The following is a 17,468-nucleotide window of genomic DNA, read 5'->3' on the forward strand; positions in this document are numbered from 1 at the left end:
CAGGAGTATTTTATTGGCGCCGGCGATGGGTGCCGGCGCATAGATGAAGTGTTGTGTGATAGAGTTGTGTCAAACCAATGCGTCGGCGAGGTGACTGATATGCACCAAGTAATTTACGCACTCGTAGAAGCATCGACTGAAGACACTGCGCTTGCATGCGGAAGATCAGCGTTCGACCGATTGGTTGGCGCTGGTCCCGACAACGCTGCCATCTTTGATTACTATGTGATGTTCGATGACGAGCGGTCATCTGTCGCAGGGAAAGCTCGGTGGGGCGAACTTCCGGTTGTCGCACTAGTCGACTCAAAAGACGGCGAAAAACTCCTAGAGCGAGGCTGGGAGGCACCTAGACAGGAGTTCGAACGCAATCTTGAGCGAGTGAGAACTGCGGTCACCGAGTTCAGTGATGAGGAAATCATGCACGACAAAGATCTTGCTCGACATGCCTGTTACAATCTCGGGGCGTATCGTGGTCCCTCGCTCTACCTCTACACTGAATTCGGCGACGCGATTCGCAATCGAGAACACCTTGAGCATGTGCTCAATGCCGACGAGCAGGTATGGGTCGTTCCGGCAGATGTTCGCTACTAAAACCAATCGCGACAGACGCTCCACAACGAATAGACTGGATCAAAATCTTTGTACAGAATATTGCACTGTTTGTTTAGGACAATAAAGTATAATAGCCACCCCGATAGTGTGTTAATGAGTGGCAATGCAGTCGTGTAGAAATCAGTTGCTCACCCGGACGTCGCTTCCGGGTGCACAACAACTCGTTAGCAACGAAGAATCCCAGGTGCAAGCAGAAATAGATGCCTTCGAAGACTTTCTTGACCTGCTCGAAGAGATTCCACCCCATCCATATCAAACAGATGATGGTTCAATGTATGGCGCAGTTCAATCTCCATCACACTCCTCACACACATTCTCGAGTGCGGTTCAGGACGCCTATCGTGAAACAGTCCTTGCAGTCGACCATTGGAAAGAAGAATATGGTGAGAGGACCACCCTGGAGAGCATTAAAAATGAATTCAGGCCCGAAGTAGCAGCCGGCTTGGCGGGCGGGTCAGCGATGTGGTCACAACCGTTGTGGAACCAACTCAAAAGTTCGAGTGAGGAGGCTATCGAAACTCGTCAGCGATCATACTCGGCGATAACCGAAGAACAACAGCAACTCAAGAACCTCCACAGTTCGCTTACCGATATCGGTGAGGAGCTAGCTGCAATCGAACAGCGTGAGTTCACATTCAATGAGTGCAGCGATCGATTGACGTCGATACAACAGCAGTTGGATGAGCTGACACACGAACAGCAATCGTATTTGCATCAGCGTAAACGATTGAATCCAGAATTGTTCACGACGTATGTCTATGCCAACCTCGACACTAAGTATCCTGGATTGGCAGCGATCGCAACAATTCGCCAACTCCTCGATCGCATTGAACTTCGCCATTGGGCGGGAACGTACTAACCGTTGATCCAGAGTGGAGAATCTGTCGTAGCCAATTGATCCTGCGATCGTGGCTGCGACCAAACTCCTAGCAATTAGTGGCGGTCATGCGAGAATACATCGAGCTACCACGAGCAAATCGAGTCCATACGACGAAACACCACCTCACTACATTGCAAGCCGGGAGGTGTTACTGTGACTGTGAACGGTGGTCGTCAAGCTTGGTCGCAATATTATGCAATAGGTGTTCAAGTTGAGACCGTTCGCTTTGCCACCAATTCGTTGAATGATGATACTCGGCGAGGACCGCCTGCATAGCCTCCAATTGGCTGATGGAAAATGTGACGCGTCCAGCGTCAAGTGTTTCGAATGCTTGGAAGATCTCGAGTGGTGGTGGATCAACAACTGGGTCTTCCGCAGTCGTTTCCCGGTCAATACGGTGGAGCAGCACGTGGTGGAGTGTCCAATGCTCTTCGGGAGGAAGGTAAAGGGCGTTCGACTGCGACTGAGAGGACTGTGATTCAGTGGACATAGCGGCTGTATTGGGGGAATTAAGTGTAGGGGTCGTCACTTTATAAATGCTTGTGCAATGGTAGCACAGCTCTCAGCCGATGACCGGGAAGGCGTGAATACGATTCTCCACTTGGATCGGGTTGTGAATCACGAAGGAAGGTTATGTGCGCTTATAGTGAACAGAGTGACATCAGGTGTCTCCGGCCTGAGCAAGGGTGGAATTTTCGAAGCGTCAGAATGAGCAAATAGGTCAATAAATATCATCATATGCGTAGACATACCCAAATGTGGTACCCTCCTCACTCAGCAGTGCACTTGGAAGTGTATCGAGTGCATCCCCCGTACGTCGTGTGAATAGTGATCACCGATTCAGAGGCATGCTCGCCTCGCTATTGTCTCGGTCATGCAGGAACAGCACACGGCGTGACAAGGTGGGTGAGGCATCGGCGCCACGCCGTATACTGAGTAACAACGGCCGCAATCTTCAATTCAAATCCCATACATGAAAAATGTTGTCCAACCGGAAGGAAAGTGAAAAACGTAGGCACACACTGTGAATACCTACGACAAGAAGTTCTAGCTTACACAAGACCACCCGGCACATTCGTCGCGAGCACTGCTGTTTCACTCCTCGTTGTCGAAAGTACGTAGAGAATTTCCATTTGGGATTGGAGGTTCAATATTCGCCATCTCTTTCTAATGAGCGATCCGCGAGAACTCATTCGATTTCCATCTCATTGGCATCCTACCATCACGAGAGGAGTGAAGCTTCATGCTCGGCTAAACACACACCAGTGATGAACGCAACCACAGCCCCTACTCCCATCGCTGGCCAACGAGCAAGTCCGGCCGCGAGCGCTATCTGAAGCGTCATTTGCGCAAGTACGAGCCCTATTAGGCAAATAAGTACGCGAGTTGCCGACCGATCCAGTAACGTATCTGGGTGTAGGTTTTCTAATCGAATCATAGTCCGTTCGTTAGTGTATGTATCGGATGGCCCCCTCATATTCCGGGGCCACAGAGTGAAAGTAAAGTTCCGTATGAGGAGTTGCTTGTCAGTTCTTATCGCTCGCGACCCGTTGGACACAACGAAGGGTTGCGAGCCTTCCAGGACAAGTATCATACGACACCACAAGTCGTGTTGATAGCTGTCTCAAGTTCGAACTGAGACGAACAGACCCTGCCCGACAGGAATGACTGTCGTCTCGAATCCGGGTGAATCACGGACATGGTGGAAGTACTCGACGACATTCTCCAACATCGGTACCGGATTTGCATCCCCATCGTTGTGAAGGTACGCTTCGAAGTCAGCGGACGTGAACTCCACGTCCGGATAAAGTACGTTTTCGGCGATGACGATACCACCGGGGGCTATATCTTCGCGGACGGCCTCGAACGCATCAATATACCGCTCCTCTTCATGGTCGAGCAGTACAAGATCGAACGGTCCGTCGTGATGTTGGACCGCCTCAAGTGCGTCACCGACTTCAAATGTAGCACGGTCAGCGTAGCCACCGCGCTCGAAGTAACTTCGCGCTTGAGCGAGGTTGTCTTCATCAAATTCGGTGAGGACGACCGTTCCATCTTCGCCAACGATTGGCGCGACCCAATATCCGGAATAACCGAATCCTGAGCCGAACTCGAAGACGGTTTCAGCATCGATCAAACGAGCACACAGTCGAAGAAACGAACCGACCTCATGGCCAACAGTTGGAAAGTCATCCTGCTCTGCCTGTTCTTCCATCTCGGCGAGAATGTCGTCGGTTTCTGAAGTCGTCAACGACAGGATGCTATCGGTAGCATCCGTGTGTAATTTTGACATACACTTCTTAATCCTAACACCAAACGTATAACGTTATATTGTTATCGACTACCGGAAACCATAGATCTCCTCGCATTCAACGGTAGATTGATGAGAGCAGAGAACGTGTAATAGTTTCGACGGATGTGGTCTGGGTAATTGCTGCCATTCAGATGATGTCCCAGTCAGAATTCCACGTCGAATCAATTGTTTGCTAGAAAAGAGCTGGAACAAGGCTGTCTTTGTTATTTAGAGTCGTAATCCGTGAGTCTGAGTTTCTCTTCAACCTCATAGATATGGCCCCGCATGTAGAGTCGCTCGACGATATCCTCGGCGGCTGGTCGATCCAGATCCTCTTCTTCGTTCAAAATCGTATAGGCGTGCTCATATGAGAGTTCATTTTCATCAGGGAGTTTCTTCGTGAGCGCGTCAAGGGCATCTTGCGCAAGTGGAGTGAGTGACGATTTCCCATCTGGAACCATTCGTACTTCCCATTTCACGAGGGCATAGGTAAATCCTCGGTCAAAATTTCAGCGAACCGGAGCAGAAGTTTTTCAGCTGGTACATCGGTCGGTTGACAACGTATCTGACCCTCCGTCGACGAGACCACTGTCAATGGAAACGGCCATCGGTTATGGTCATACCATGCAATAAAAACCGGCACAAAGTTGTTACTCCAGGTCATTATGATTGATCAGCAGGACACTGATTCGGAAACTGTCTATTTCTAATCTTGCCGAGAAACACAATTGTTTGGATACTGCGTATTTTGTCCAAAGTCACGAGTATCGAACCTCACTCTCTCGAATTGTGATGTGTGGTTGACCGACTATACAGACGGAAGTCTGATTGGAAAAATGATTCTATACGCTCAAAATATGGACTGATCGATACCACGCGTTATGAGTGGACAGTCTAAACCTCTATCTTTGTCTTGAATAGATTGCACATTACTATGGCTGTCAGAGATCACTCAACTGCTCAACAATCGGATCCTATCCGGAGAGGAGCGAAATTGGTCAGGGCTCTCTTCCATGATAATTAAACAGTTGAAGCTGTCACACCAATTGATTTATTTCGGTTGCGTCTGTTGTATCAAATGTCCTGAAGAGGACAGATACGTTTGTCAAGAATGGCTGAGAAGCTATTCAACGCTGATGTGAAACTGCAGTACTCTCCACTCACCTCACATCGGTTTGTGCCAGACATTACCGAGGAGAACAACGTGACGAATTTGCTCTCATGGTTAGTTTCGAGAAGAGGAATCTCGATGTCTGCCACAGGACATACTTAAAAATCCGGTTAGTAGAGTCAGTATGGACTACGTTAAAGATGAGATAATAACTATCTCCAAAGAGAACACCGAATCCTAAAAATCCGAAAACTTCGAACCTCGTGACCCAGACATTGGCAGTCACGCTTTTGAGGACCTAAGTGTGAAATATTGTTCTATCATAACTATTAAATCACTAATTTTATTGTTATCGATGATATAATAGGATCCGTGAATGTCACGAGACAACCTCAATCAAGATACGCGTACCGAGAAATTCGAAAATTCAGCTGGACTGAAGCGCCGTGCTGTGCTTCAAGGCATTGCTGCACTCGGATTGGGTGCCGGCAGCGTCGGCTCCGTCGGTGCTCAGCAAAATGACGTTGTTGATACCGGTGCGGATACAGGAGCGTCCCTTGTGGCTCAGGACAACGGAGAGTACGTTGTCCCCAATACTGGAGGTGGGACGGACGATGAACCGGCATTCACGTTGCTACCCGAGGGGGATACATTCAATGACATCGACGGAGATGGTGAAACAAGTGGACCGGAGGATCTCTCAGCAGATGTTTTCCTCGGTTACGATACAAACAATCTCTACCTTCGGGTGGAGCTTACCGATGACACGCACGCTGGGATCTCTGGTGCGGACATGTGGCAAGCAGACTGCCTCCAATGGGCCGTTGCCAGTAATGACACATACGGACCGGAATACGGGCTCAGCCATGTCGACGGCGACACATCGATCCACCGATGGATTCAGGGGAATGAGTCAGCAGGCACCTCCGCAATCGCTGCTTCGACTGCGCGGAGTGAAACGACAACAACGTATGAAGCGACAATCCCTTGGAATGCCATGTTCGCCCAGAGCAAGGAACCTGGTGACTCCTTTCCGTTCAGTGTTCTAATAAACGAACGTGACAGTGATGGTTCTCGTGATGCCGTCCTCGGTTGGACGCTCCCAGGGATTAGTACCGATAAATCACCAGCGGGACTTGGAATGCTCGTTTTAGGATCTAACGATGCACCAAATCCAGTTGTTGGTGACGATGAACCACTGGATCCGGATAGTGACGGGAAGTATGAAGACATCAATGGAGACAGCGAGACAACGTACGGTGATGTTTCTGACTTCTTCGAGAATTACGATGGTTCATCTATTCAGGACAATCCGGATGCCTTTGACTTCAACGAAAACGGTCGCCTCGACTACCATGACATCGTCAAATTGTTCAAAGACATCTAACCCGGATTGAGGCAAGCTCCAAACCCGATCACGGGTTCTTATTGAACACACCTTCAAACAGTACTCATGAATCGAAGTACACCAACAGACTGAACCGCAACCCATCGAATTTGGATATTCCTCAGAAGAAATAGGGCAAGCCTGGTGGGGATTCTGAACAAATCTCCGTCATCACCTCAATTGCTGTGGTGGTCCATCTCTGTCAACGGTTCGTCCGTCTCACTCGATGATTTCGATGTGGATGATTCCGATTCATCGGAATCAGTTTCGTCTGATTCACCTTTCATTTCTTTGAGTTCTTGTTCCATCTTTTCTCGACCTTTCTTAAATTCTCCTTGTGCCTGCCCTGTCGAACGAGCCAATTTTGGGAGCTTATTGGCTCCGAAGAGGAATATGAATATTACAACGATAATCAGCATCTCTGGTCCACCAGGAAGTGCGAATAAGGGATTCAAACTGGTCATTTCAATATTGTCTTCATATTGTTCAGCCATAAGTTTTTCTATGGTCTAGATACCTCACATTCAGACTGACATCACCACCGACACACAATGATTGTCAATCATAGTAGAAAAATGGACAGTACGAGTCTATTCTCGTTAATCGCGATATCATTTTGCAGTCGAAATAGTATAAAATTTCGTTGTTAGATACAATCTCCAAACACTGAAAGTTGCATAAATCTATTGGACGGAGAGTTTCTTGTTTAAATCCATTACCTCAAATAGTGGAACATGATAACAAGAAAAGTCGAAAAATAGGGTATTTTGTGAGTAAACTATTGGGAGATCAATCAATGACTGTTTAATTGCTTGTTCATGATTACAGAATCTCTGCTTCTCGTCTAGTAGAATACTCTCAGTTGATAATTGGAAACTGAACCACCGTTTTTGTTATTTATCATTTTCATGTTGTGTGATATTAAGATAACCATTACAGACATAGTTTTGTAATCATGGTCGAGCAATACATGTCGGGGTATTATGGAATATAAGAATATTCCTTCCTTGATTCTGTATTCTCAAAAACTAATTATGTGTAGACCTCCATCGATTCTCCCACCAGTACCACCGGAATTTTAAGCAATTGAATGACAACTAGGTGACAGTACTCTAAATGAAGTGATTGACTACGAACCACTCAACCCACACCCAGGCCAGGTACTATCAGAATCATCTGGTATGAAATTGTCATTACCCTGTGGCAGTGGAACTCTAACACACCTCTATCAACCGGATGGGGAATTGTAACACGCTTGCATCCGTACCTCGCATACTACTGCACTTTCAGTGACTATGCCTCAATCAACCGAATTCTTCAAGAAAAAGTGACTACTCCTCCGTAAATAGTTCTGTATCTAGAACGAAATAAATCTTATATGGATTGCTAATAATAATTGATGTGTATATCTATTACTCTCCTCCAAATAAGGAAGTTGCTGAGAACGACGAAGAATTGGAGTACCTCAACGAAGCGGGGCAAAATGGCGACGATGTTGCCCGCCCCCCGAGCGAATCACTTGGGAGCCCGTACAATCAGCTCTCACGCTTTACTGTGAGCGATAACACGATCGACCCGGACTATTGGCAGCGATAGTGAAGACGACGGTCAAGTCATCGAAGGAGGAACAACGATCGAGTTGGGTGGCGAAACGTCAGGTTGGAAAGGACGGACTCCCAGTTCGATCGAGGAGGCCAAAAACCCCACACTCAGGTTGCAGGCAAACGAAACCTACCAAATCGCCTGGGAAAACCTTGATGGCGTTCTTCACGATATCAACATCCTCAACGCACAAGGCAACGAAATTGTGGGGACTGAAACCATGAGCACGGAAGGCGAAACGCAGACTCTCGAGTTTACCGCCACCGCTGAGATGGCCGCCTACAACTGTTCGGTCCATCCCAATCTAATGCAGGGAGAAGTCGTTGTCGAAGAAGACGACAGTGACGGACTACCACCCGTCGTCGGAGACTCATCGCCGACAGATCCCAATGGCGACGGTAATTACGAGGACCTGAATGGTGACGGCGAGGCTAACTACGCCGACGTGGTCGACCTATTCGACAATATCGAAGAGGACGCGGTGCAGGACAACCCTGAGGCGTTCGACTTCAACGAGAACGGACAGTTGGACTTCGACGACATCGTTGCGTTGTTCAATTCTCTCTAACCTTCTTTCTGCTTATTCTCAATTTCTGATTTGTTTGTATCAACAGCTCGATTTTATCGACGATGGTGACGGCCAGTGAATGCGAGCAACCATTGGTCGTCGTTCACCCATTTTAACGGAGCTATCTAAATCAACGATCGGTATCATAGCTGTCGCAATCTCTCCGATGAAGCCCGCTGGTATGAATCTATATTTTAGAGAATTCATCGTAGACGATGCGACAGAAGACATACGGAGAGATGCCCAGAATCTGTTCAGTCGAGAAACCGATTCAACGGCATCAGCACGCTTGAATAGCCAACCAGAATGAACCGATACGAAGCAAGGGTATCACAGCCAAATAAAAGCGCTTTCGAAACGAGGACTTGCTTACCAAGGGATGTATACGACACTGCCGAGAATCCACGGCTAAATCGGCATGTGACTGTAATCGCTGCACAGTATCTGTCTGCTCATTCGATCAAACAGCCCAAGGAGACCAGTGCGAGTAGGTCTGGTCACCTTTTCAGGGGTGTCACATAGAGTTGAAGAGCTCTATGATGTCATCGAAGTCCAGTTGTCCATTCTGATTGAAGTCGAACGCTTCGGGGTTGTTTTGGACTGCCGAGCTCTCGAAATTATCGAACAGTGCCACCACATCGTTATACGTGACTTCTCCATCGCCGTCGACGTCCTCATAGAGGCCGTCACCGTCGGGATCAGTTGGGCGCGAATCGCCAACGATTGCTGGCGGTCGATCGTCACCGCCGCTGTCGCTTTCTTCGACGGTAACTGTGCCACGCATCCGTGTGGGATGGGCTGAACAGTAGTACTCCGCCATCTCGAGTGAGGCAGTGAACTCTATCGTTGCCGTACCTCCTTTTTCAGTGACGAACTCCGTCGAGACGAGGGAATCGCCATTTTCGTCGAGGATTTGGAGGTCGTGCGGTGCACCATCGAGGTTTTCGAAGGTAATCGTGTAGCTCTTACCCTCCACGAATGAGAGCGTCGGGTTCGTCTCTCCATCGATTGAACTAGGTGCCTGGCCAACCCAGCCAGACATTTCGCCGCCAAGTTCAAACACTTCACCACTACCGCCGTTGTCCTCTCCAGATTGGATTTTGAAACCGCTAAACTTTGAGTTGTCGACCTGTGTGACAGTACTGATCGTAAGGGTACCGTCAGTGACTTCGACACCTTCAATCGTCTTTGTAAGGGCGACATCGTGTCCAACCTCTGCATAGATGTCGAGTGGTGAATACACGGACTGGTCTTCAACAGAGACGTCGAATACTCGATCACCAGGGTTTGTCTGAACGATTTCTGCAAAGTACAGGGTCACATCGTAGGTGCCGTTCTCCACAGCAACATCGAATGAGAGGTCCCCTCCATACAGTTCTGTTTGATAAAGCAGGTCGTGATCGGTTCCATCGATTGGATCTCCACGCTCGGCTGGCTCTACTGCTTTATCGTTTCCACTCGCATCTGCATCGCCGTAGGCGTGTACTGCTGGACTGTCTTCGACAAAGTCGAGACCATCGATGCTAACAGTTCCATCTTTCAGTTCACCACCGGCATCAAACCCAAACGGTGTCGAGATGGGTTCGATTTCCGCGGGTCGGATTTCAATGCCGCCCATTTTTGAATTTTCGATCGGATCCGAAGTGGTGATCGAAAGGATACCGTCGGTGACTTCGACATTTTCGACCGTCTTTGTGTAGGCTGTTCGGAAGCCGACCTCCTCATACAGGTCGAGGTTCTCGATTACCTGTGTCCCTTGGACCGAGACGTTCATCACACGTGTATCTGGTTCCTGGAAGGCAAGTTCTGCGAGATGCAGCGTCACGTCATAGACGCCGTCCTCGATATGGATGTCATACGAGAGGTTCTCTCCCCACTGTTCGCTTTGATACAGCAGGTCGTACTCCGTTCCATCGATCGGATCAACCGGCGTCGGGACGTTTGGACTGTTGCCCCCCTGATTGAAGACTTGCACAGCAGGCGAATCTCCAACGAACTCCAACCCATCAATGGTAACGTTTCCATCGGTCAGAGAACCACCGGCGTCATAGCCAAATGGCGCTGAAACCGGTTCGATATCACTCTCTTCGGTAGCCGTGACGTGATACAGTCCCCCATATTCTAGGAGGTAGAGCCCCCCGTTCTTACCCGTGTGAAGCATCATCGGTGCGTTTCCGCTGAGAGGGAAGGGACCAATGCGACTGACCTCACCGTTGGAATCGTAGGAGACCGTTTTGAACCACCCACGTCGTTCCATGATAATGTGAGCCCCATCATAGGTACCCGGGAGTGCAATGTCGGAGTCGAAACTGTCCTGGATGTTATAGAGCTCACCGATCATGGGCGACCCGCCCGTTGGTGGATCAGTTCCTTCTAACGGGTACGGGATCTCATCGGGGACATACTCCTCAGCATAAGCCGGGACATTATTGATGAGCTCATTCCAATTATACGGATTAGTGATAGTAGCAGGCTGAGCCGGTGGGAGTTCAGTGAGTCCGTCGTTGTTGGGCGAGTCGTTGATCGGGTTTTCCGGATCAAAGGGCTCGCCAGATTCACCTGTAGCGAAGTCATAGTCTCTGTATGGAACGTTCATGCCCGTGAAGTACGGCCATCCGTAGAAGCCCGGCTCATCTACTCGAACCCACTCTGTAATCCCTAATGGTCCACGCTCGGGATCCCAACTACCGGAATCGGGACCGTAGTCTGCGATATAGGGATGGCCAGTTTTCTCGTCAACGGTGAGTGTAAACGGATTTCGGAATCCCATCGCGTAGATTTCGGTTTTGACGAGCCCATCTGCGCGAGCGTCAGCATATTCGTCACTGGTGAAGAGGTTGCCCTCAGGAACGGTGTAGCCACCGTCGTCCTTGGGCGTGATCCGGAGTAAACTCCCCCGGAGATCGTTCGTATTCCCAGCCGATCGCTGAGCATCGAAGAATTTTCGGCCATCACGTTCGTCGATAGGAGTGAACCCGCTTGATTCGAACGGATCGGTCCCATCACCCGTTGTAATCAGAAGATTACCATCGTGGTCGAATTCAAGCGCACCGCCAACGTGACAGCATCGTTCGCGCTGAGCTGGAATTCGGATGATTTCAACCTCCGAGTCTGGGTTGATTGTGTCGCCTTCGACTGTGAATCGGGAGACGAGATCGTACGGTTGGGGCCCATCCATTGCTTCGCTCGGAGACTGTTGGTATGTGTTGAGCGAGTCGACCCCCTCTTGAGTATCGGCAACCACCTCATTCGAAGGATCGTAGAAGAAGTAGATCCAACCGTTCTGTTCAAACTCTGGATCAAAGGCGATTCCTTGGGCACCTTCTTCGACACCAGTGTGGACGTCCTTTTCTAATGCTGTTGTCGTTTCTCCAGAGTCAGGGTTGTAGACACGAACTTTTCCAGTACCGGTTGGATTGTCAGGATAACGATCGAAATTCTGCCCGCGCTGGGTGAAAAAGACACGTCCATCAGGTGCGACGTCCAATTTCATCGCATTGGTAGCGTCAGCAACCTTGGTTTTAGTCAGGTTGATAGGCTCCGGTGGAGCATTCGATTTTGGTTCGGGATAGACAGGAACCCGGAAGTCGAATTCTTGCTGATCACCGCCAACAGAGAATGATATTGTGGCATTCAGTAAGTACGGGCCGCTATCGGCATTCGGTCGTGTCACCTTCCAAGAGACGGGCTGGGAATCTCCAGCAGCAAGGGTCCCGAAGCTCGTTTCCCCCTGTGCAGTGACCGCTACATCCGAATCAGAGGGAGGGGCGAGTGTGATGTCGCCATCCGCCATCTCAGAGGAATATTCGTTTGTGATCGACGCTTCCAGCGTAGTCGACACGTTTTCAGCGGTGAGCTGGTCGTCATCAAATGCCACCACAGATTCAGGAGTTGGACCCGACTGGTACCACACATTTCGGAAACGAACTGGTTGACCGTGGTCCTGAATCTTGATCGGTGCTTGTACCGGATGCTGACTATACTCAAGGACGTCCTTGTAGGCAGTAGGGCCGTTGAGGACAGTTTGGCTCTGAACCAAAATGTTGTTCCAATAAACGGTAACGACACCAGGCGATTCAACGTCGCCGTTGTCGGCAAAACGAGGTGCCTGCCAAATTATATCGTAAGCATTCCAGTTGCCTTTGGGACGGCTCGCATTCACAAGCGGAGGATGTTGGCCGTAAACCGACGCTGCATAACCGTCTGCGTACGTGGGATTTTCGTAATTGTTCAGAATCTGAATCTCGTATTGATTTGCCAAGAAAAACCCACTATTCCCTGGTGTTTGACCACTGCCTGTAACACTCGGTGGAGTTTGCCACTCGACGTGGTAATGGCCATCACCAAAACCATTTTTGCTCACTATCGGTTGATCACCGACGACAACGTAGTTATCTTTGATTTCCCAACTACTGGAGTTGTCCCAATCGTCCAAAGATATCGACTCATCGTCACCATCGCCGATGAGTACTGTGGCGTCTGCGGGAGCTTCGGGAAATGTGAGTTCACCTGCAGCAACTGCAGGTGGGTGTGGGCGGCATGCGTCGCCGACTCGCCACGGAGAATCAGGAAGTTGGGGTGTGTCATTGAACCCGGGACCCTCGCAGGTCTCAGGAAACTGGTTCCCCATACTGACATCGTGGTCCGCAACGACAGGTGATGTGAATCCGCCAGCCATCGCAAGACCTGTTGCACCCAACACTGATCGGCGTGTAAACTTATGATCGTCGCTCATTTTCGAATGACCAAATGTAGGACTTATTACTCGGGGCATAAGTTTTACTATTGATATTGTATATTTTCACAGGGAATAGATGTGGTGACACGGGCTACAAGGAACTAGTATGGGTACAATCGAGGAAGCGATTTTGTTCGTATATTCAGAATGATATTCTATCCATTTTTCCCGATGATTTCGGCTGATTGAATACGATTCTATTCATTTTCTGAATATGTTATTACTTCCTTACACCTCTAATTCTGTAATGACACGCGAATCGTCCGTTCTGTCGTAATGTACGATATAAGAACTCGATTCTATTATTTCGATATTGTAGTTAGACCCTTCAAAACCATTTTTGCCGCCTGAAACGCTATCGTGTAATAGCATGGTCAAACATACCCGCTTGTCGTCGTTCTCATATTATTTTGTCCACATCACAACAATTAAATGAAGGCGTGACAACCATTTGGTCGTGTAGAATGATGTCAAAATCGAAGTTCAACGGCATTTTGAGCAGCGTGGGGATTGTGACGATTGTTCTCGGGATTGCGGTCGGAGGAGTTACCGGAACAAATGCTCACGAACAACGGTCTCCTCAGGTCACAGCGAATGCAACTCAACTCGATACAGGGGAATCCGGTACAGTTCAAATAAATGCTTCTCAAATTCCAAACGGGCTCTCTGGCTTCGATTTCATCGTGAAGTTGGAAAAATCTGATGTCGCGACCATCACACAAAGTAACTTCTCTAGCTCATATGGTCTCACGAACACGACAGAGTTGAACAATGGGAGCATACAGGTTCAAGCAGTCGACCTAAATAAAAATTTCCAACCCGGGGATAAAGACGTTCCCCTGGTTACACTCACAGTGAAAGGAGAACAAGATGGTCAGACGGAAATTGACGTTGTTGATCGGAATTTCGACGCCGAAGATGGTAGTCCTATTAACGTAACAGTCGCCGCTGGAGCGATTTCGGTTGGAGACGGTGCGAAGACCACTACAACCACAAGGACGAAGTCTAACGAGGCATCCACCACGACATCTTCCGATAATGGCCAGCCCGGATTCGGTGTTGTTATGGGAGTGATAGCGATCTTCTCAGTCGCTTTCCTCTCATTCCTTCGAGACTAAATAGCTATCAAATATATGTCGTCTGATTTCCACTCGGTGTCGGGTTAAAAGCTCCAAGGTGAAGATAGTATAAACCTCACTTTTCGAAGCGAACCTAGCCTACCGGCCGCGCAGTGACCAATTCCATTCCCGTCGTCAGGGATATGATCACCAGCGATTTCCGAACTATGAGAACCAATCTCTCTATGAATGGTTTTGGTGAGGTTCCTCTCATTAGCACCCGCTACCACCCGTTGGAATCTGCCGTGAATACATCGGTGACCAGTATCCAGCCAGTCCGCTTAGTTCTGCGCATGGTCAGCCTGTGGCAGCAGTCACGTTATCCCAATTCGGTAATGGTGGGCAGTACACCAGAAACACTAAAATTCGGTCGCATGAAGGTTAGTAGCTTGTACTAACCACAGGCCATACCATTTAACACATCTTGGTCGCACTCGAAACTATGAGCGAATCAAACATCGATTCCCTGTCTATCGGAGATCGCGTGATTGACACCGAAGACGACGATCCCAATGAGGGTATTGTCATCGCGAGACCACCAAAGCAGACGATCCAAGACTGGGAGTTTCCGACCAGCGAGGGGCCAATGACGACTGCCGACACGAACCCCAAATATCCAGCAAATACGCAGTTAGTCATCATCTCATTTCGCTCTGATCTAAACGACTATTGGGAAGACTGGAGAGATACAGATCCTGAAGACCTTCTCGAAGGTGTTGAAGACAACTCCGTCCATCGATACGGATTCCCAGAGCCACGACTAACACCCGTCGTCGAGAGTGAAAGTCAGCTACGACAAGATGAAAAATCAACCGACCAAGAAGCAATATTAGAGCTGTATAAACCGATTATCGAACGCTTAGAGCAGAACGAATTTACCGTGGAGTACGAAGCAGACACACAGGCGCTCCAAGTAGAGAAGTACGGAGTTGAGCATACTATTACCCGTGATGGGACGGTTTTAGGCGAAAGTGGAATCAAAAATCGGGTCGAATCGATCGTGAACCGTTTTCTCTAACTGAATAGGACTCTTATCGGACAGTAGTAGTGGACGAGTATCGGAGAGTGTAGCGGCCATCACTCGAACTATCGAGGACTGTGGTCGGTCGGAACTTCTTCAGCGTCGATAATCTGAACACCTACTTTGGCATCGTTTGGATGGAACAAGATTGTAGTTGGAAGTTAATTTGCCAATGCAACGCAAATAATAATATTACAAAGGAGGTATTATTAACCCGTATCACCGGAGTACTCCCATGTCAATAGAGACGGACAAGCAAGGATGTTTGTATATTCCCGAAGAAGTACGAGAGAAGTACGGCGAGAAGTTTCATATCGTAACATGTGAAGACAGGGTCGAACTTATGCCGGTTACAGATGACCCCCTTACGGCCGTTCATGAGGCAGCAGGAGACCTCTCCAATGCATCCATTGAGAACATTCGAAAGAGTATCAGTACGGCAACCGAGGTCAAGGATACGAATAGATGACTGTCTACGTCGACACAGTCTACGTAGAGACGGACTTCTTGCTCGCGATAACGACGGATTCAGATTGGCACCAGTTATCGGTAGAGGAGGTTCTCGAAACTTACGAGGTCGAAACATCGGCCTTCTCGTATCTCGAACTCATTCTCGCTCATGCACAGCACGATTTTGATTGTGTCTCACTCGTGACAAACCTTCTCGAACTTGTGCCTGTACAGGATGAACAAGAGAAACAAGCGATCCTGAAAACCGTTATTTACTATGAGAGAGGAATGACTCCGTTAGATGCCTTCCACGCGGCAACAGCGGATGCACGCGAGATGGATATGCTTTCACCAATGTGAGAACACTAGGAGAGCGAGCAATTACGAGTTCCCCTGGACCGATTGACGATTGAAATTATTTGGAGTATACGTCTCGGAGGTTATTGAGGCCAGCCGAAAAGACATGGTTCAAATGTTCTGCTTCTTCTTTCCTTTTTTCTTCTTCCACGTCATAATGTGCGAACCATTTCGCCAACGTTTGATTCGATTCTGTGATCGGTATTAGCCTGAACTCACTCAGATAATCAGTCTTAGCACCGCCATCCTCCATAGTATACTGATAGTATTGGTCCACGTCCGAGTGGGCTAACAGCCGTTCCCGTACTGTTCGGTCACCAGCTTGAAAATCCCTCACTGCACCGATTTGAACTGGTGATCTATCCTCGTCGATAGTACAATCCGTTATCCCGGGATGCCACGAATCGATACTGTCAAACGAGCGTACGGTGTCCCACACATCATTTATTGGTCCGGGGATCACCTGTGAGACCAATACTCTTGCTTGATAGGGCATATAATCCATGAAAAAGATTGGCATAGATTCATATAAATTTTTCGAGTAGCATATTGAGTAGTCGTATATGATAGAATGAAACAATAAAATTCCTTTTAAAATGAACCCCAAAGGATAGATACCGGGGTCCTATTCGAGCACCGCGAAGAATCGAGCGGGAGACCCTTCAGCCCCGGTCATTTTAATGAACGGGGCAAAAAACTGAAATCGCCCTTCTGACGGTAATTCCGAGAGGTTAGTGAGGTGCTGCATGAGGATCGCATCGTTTTCCAGAATTATTTTGTGGATCACGAAATCTTCAGGTGCAAAATCGGGAAGTCGAGCCGAATACTCACTGAAGCAATCGAACCCCACCGCTTTAGCACCGTTGTCGATGAGCCACTCGACGGCCGCTGGAGAACAGTAGGGGGAATCTTCATAGTAGGTTGGATAATTTCCCCACTGGGCATCTGTCCAGTCGGTTCGGATCAGTACGATATCGCCATCTCGTATGTCTGCAGCCTGCTCTTTGACATCCGCTTGTGTGATTTCATAATCCGCTCCACCTTCGCTGAGATCGATAACGAATGCATCGCCACAGACCCGATCGAGTGAAACATCGGCAGCCGTCTCACCACCTTCAATAGTATGACGTTCGAAATCGACGTGAGATCCGGTGTGCAACAACATATCCACTTTACTGCTCTGCCAGTGGCTCTTGCCGTCCATCGTCTGTGTAGTCAGATCCAATTGCTTGTCGACAGACGGCGGGCTCAGGGTTTCTTCTCCGATGGTTACTGATAGATCGACTATTCGTGACATGGACGGACCTCTTTCGTTCGTTGCTCGGTGAGCA

The 17,468-nt window shown here is 48.7% G+C and carries 13 protein-coding genes; 8 read left to right on the forward strand and 5 right to left on the reverse strand.

What is annotated here, in order from left to right:
* The first annotated feature begins 99 nt into the window (after positions 1-99).
* Entirely contained in the window at positions 100-591 is a 492-nt protein-coding gene (locus LJF34_RS24015; protein ID WP_231188418.1) for a hypothetical protein, read from the forward strand.
* 205 nt (positions 592-796) lie between these two features.
* Complete coding sequence (locus tag LJF34_RS24020) at positions 797-1,471, forward strand: hypothetical protein (RefSeq protein ID WP_231188419.1); 675 nt, start codon at positions 797-799, stop codon at positions 1,469-1,471.
* A gap of 1,645 nt (positions 1,472-3,116) precedes the next feature.
* Here the strand turns inward: LJF34_RS24020 and LJF34_RS24025 are convergent.
* Together LJF34_RS24025 and LJF34_RS24030 are read right to left on the reverse strand one after the other, a co-directional pair.
* The gene (locus LJF34_RS24025; protein ID WP_231188420.1) at positions 3,117-3,785 is read right to left on the reverse strand and encodes an O-methyltransferase; all 669 of its coding nucleotides are present in this window, start codon (positions 3,783-3,785) and stop codon (positions 3,117-3,119) included.
* Between the two features lie 224 nt (positions 3,786-4,009).
* Positions 4,010-4,246, reverse strand: coding sequence for a hypothetical protein (locus LJF34_RS24030; RefSeq protein WP_231188421.1), 237 nt, complete (start codon positions 4,244-4,246; stop codon positions 4,010-4,012).
* A gap of 1,026 nt (positions 4,247-5,272) precedes the next feature.
* On the opposite strand from LJF34_RS24030, the gene LJF34_RS24035 reads away from it, so the two are divergent.
* Complete coding sequence (locus tag LJF34_RS24035; protein WP_231188422.1) at positions 5,273-6,283, forward strand: sugar-binding protein; 1,011 nt, start codon at positions 5,273-5,275, stop codon at positions 6,281-6,283.
* A gap of 176 nt (positions 6,284-6,459) precedes the next feature.
* Here the strand turns inward: LJF34_RS24035 and LJF34_RS24040 are convergent, their stop codons facing one another.
* Positions 6,460-6,777, reverse strand: coding sequence for a twin-arginine translocase TatA/TatE family subunit (locus LJF34_RS24040; RefSeq protein ID WP_303646687.1), 318 nt, complete (start codon positions 6,775-6,777; stop codon positions 6,460-6,462).
* Between the two features lie 1,145 nt (positions 6,778-7,922).
* Here LJF34_RS24040 and LJF34_RS24045 point away from each other — a divergent pair.
* Positions 7,923-8,453 carry a plastocyanin/azurin family copper-binding protein gene (locus LJF34_RS24045; RefSeq protein ID WP_231188423.1) on the forward strand — a complete coding sequence of 177 codons (531 nt, stop codon included), beginning with the start codon at positions 7,923-7,925 and terminating at the stop codon, positions 8,451-8,453.
* 514 nt (positions 8,454-8,967) lie between these two features.
* Here the strand turns inward: LJF34_RS24045 and LJF34_RS24050 are convergent.
* Positions 8,968-12,888 (reverse strand): malectin domain-containing carbohydrate-binding protein, encoded by a 3,921-nt coding sequence (locus LJF34_RS24050; protein WP_231188424.1) that lies wholly within the window; start codon positions 12,886-12,888, stop codon positions 8,968-8,970.
* 770 nt (positions 12,889-13,658) lie between these two features.
* On the opposite strand from LJF34_RS24050, the gene LJF34_RS24055 reads away from it, so the two are divergent.
* The 4 genes from LJF34_RS24055 to LJF34_RS24070 all read left to right on the forward strand — a co-directional run bounded on the left by LJF34_RS24055 (position 13,659) and on the right by LJF34_RS24070 (position 16,140).
* Positions 13,659-14,309, forward strand: coding sequence for a PGF-CTERM sorting domain-containing protein (locus tag LJF34_RS24055; protein ID WP_231188425.1), 651 nt, complete (start codon positions 13,659-13,661; stop codon positions 14,307-14,309).
* Between the two features lie 442 nt (positions 14,310-14,751).
* Complete coding sequence (locus LJF34_RS24060; protein ID WP_231188426.1) at positions 14,752-15,327, forward strand: hypothetical protein; 576 nt, start codon at positions 14,752-14,754, stop codon at positions 15,325-15,327.
* Between the two features lie 238 nt (positions 15,328-15,565).
* Positions 15,566-15,799: an AbrB/MazE/SpoVT family DNA-binding domain-containing protein gene (locus tag LJF34_RS24065; RefSeq protein ID WP_231188427.1), complete on the forward strand. Its 234-nt coding sequence runs from the start codon at positions 15,566-15,568 to the stop codon at positions 15,797-15,799.
* Positions 15,796-16,140, forward strand: a complete 345-nt coding sequence (locus LJF34_RS24070) for a PIN domain-containing protein (protein WP_231188428.1) — start codon at positions 15,796-15,798, stop codon at positions 16,138-16,140. Before LJF34_RS24065 ends, LJF34_RS24070 begins: the two co-directional genes overlap by 4 nt.
* A gap of 622 nt (positions 16,141-16,762) precedes the next feature.
* Here the strand turns inward: LJF34_RS24070 and LJF34_RS24075 are convergent.
* Complete coding sequence (locus LJF34_RS24075; protein ID WP_231188429.1) at positions 16,763-17,434, reverse strand: cyclase family protein; 672 nt, start codon at positions 17,432-17,434, stop codon at positions 16,763-16,765.
* Positions 17,435-17,468 lie beyond the last annotated feature (34 nt).

The organism is Haladaptatus sp. DYF46, assembly GCF_021083305.1.
Classification (GTDB): domain Archaea; phylum Halobacteriota; class Halobacteria; order Halobacteriales; family Haladaptataceae; genus Haladaptatus.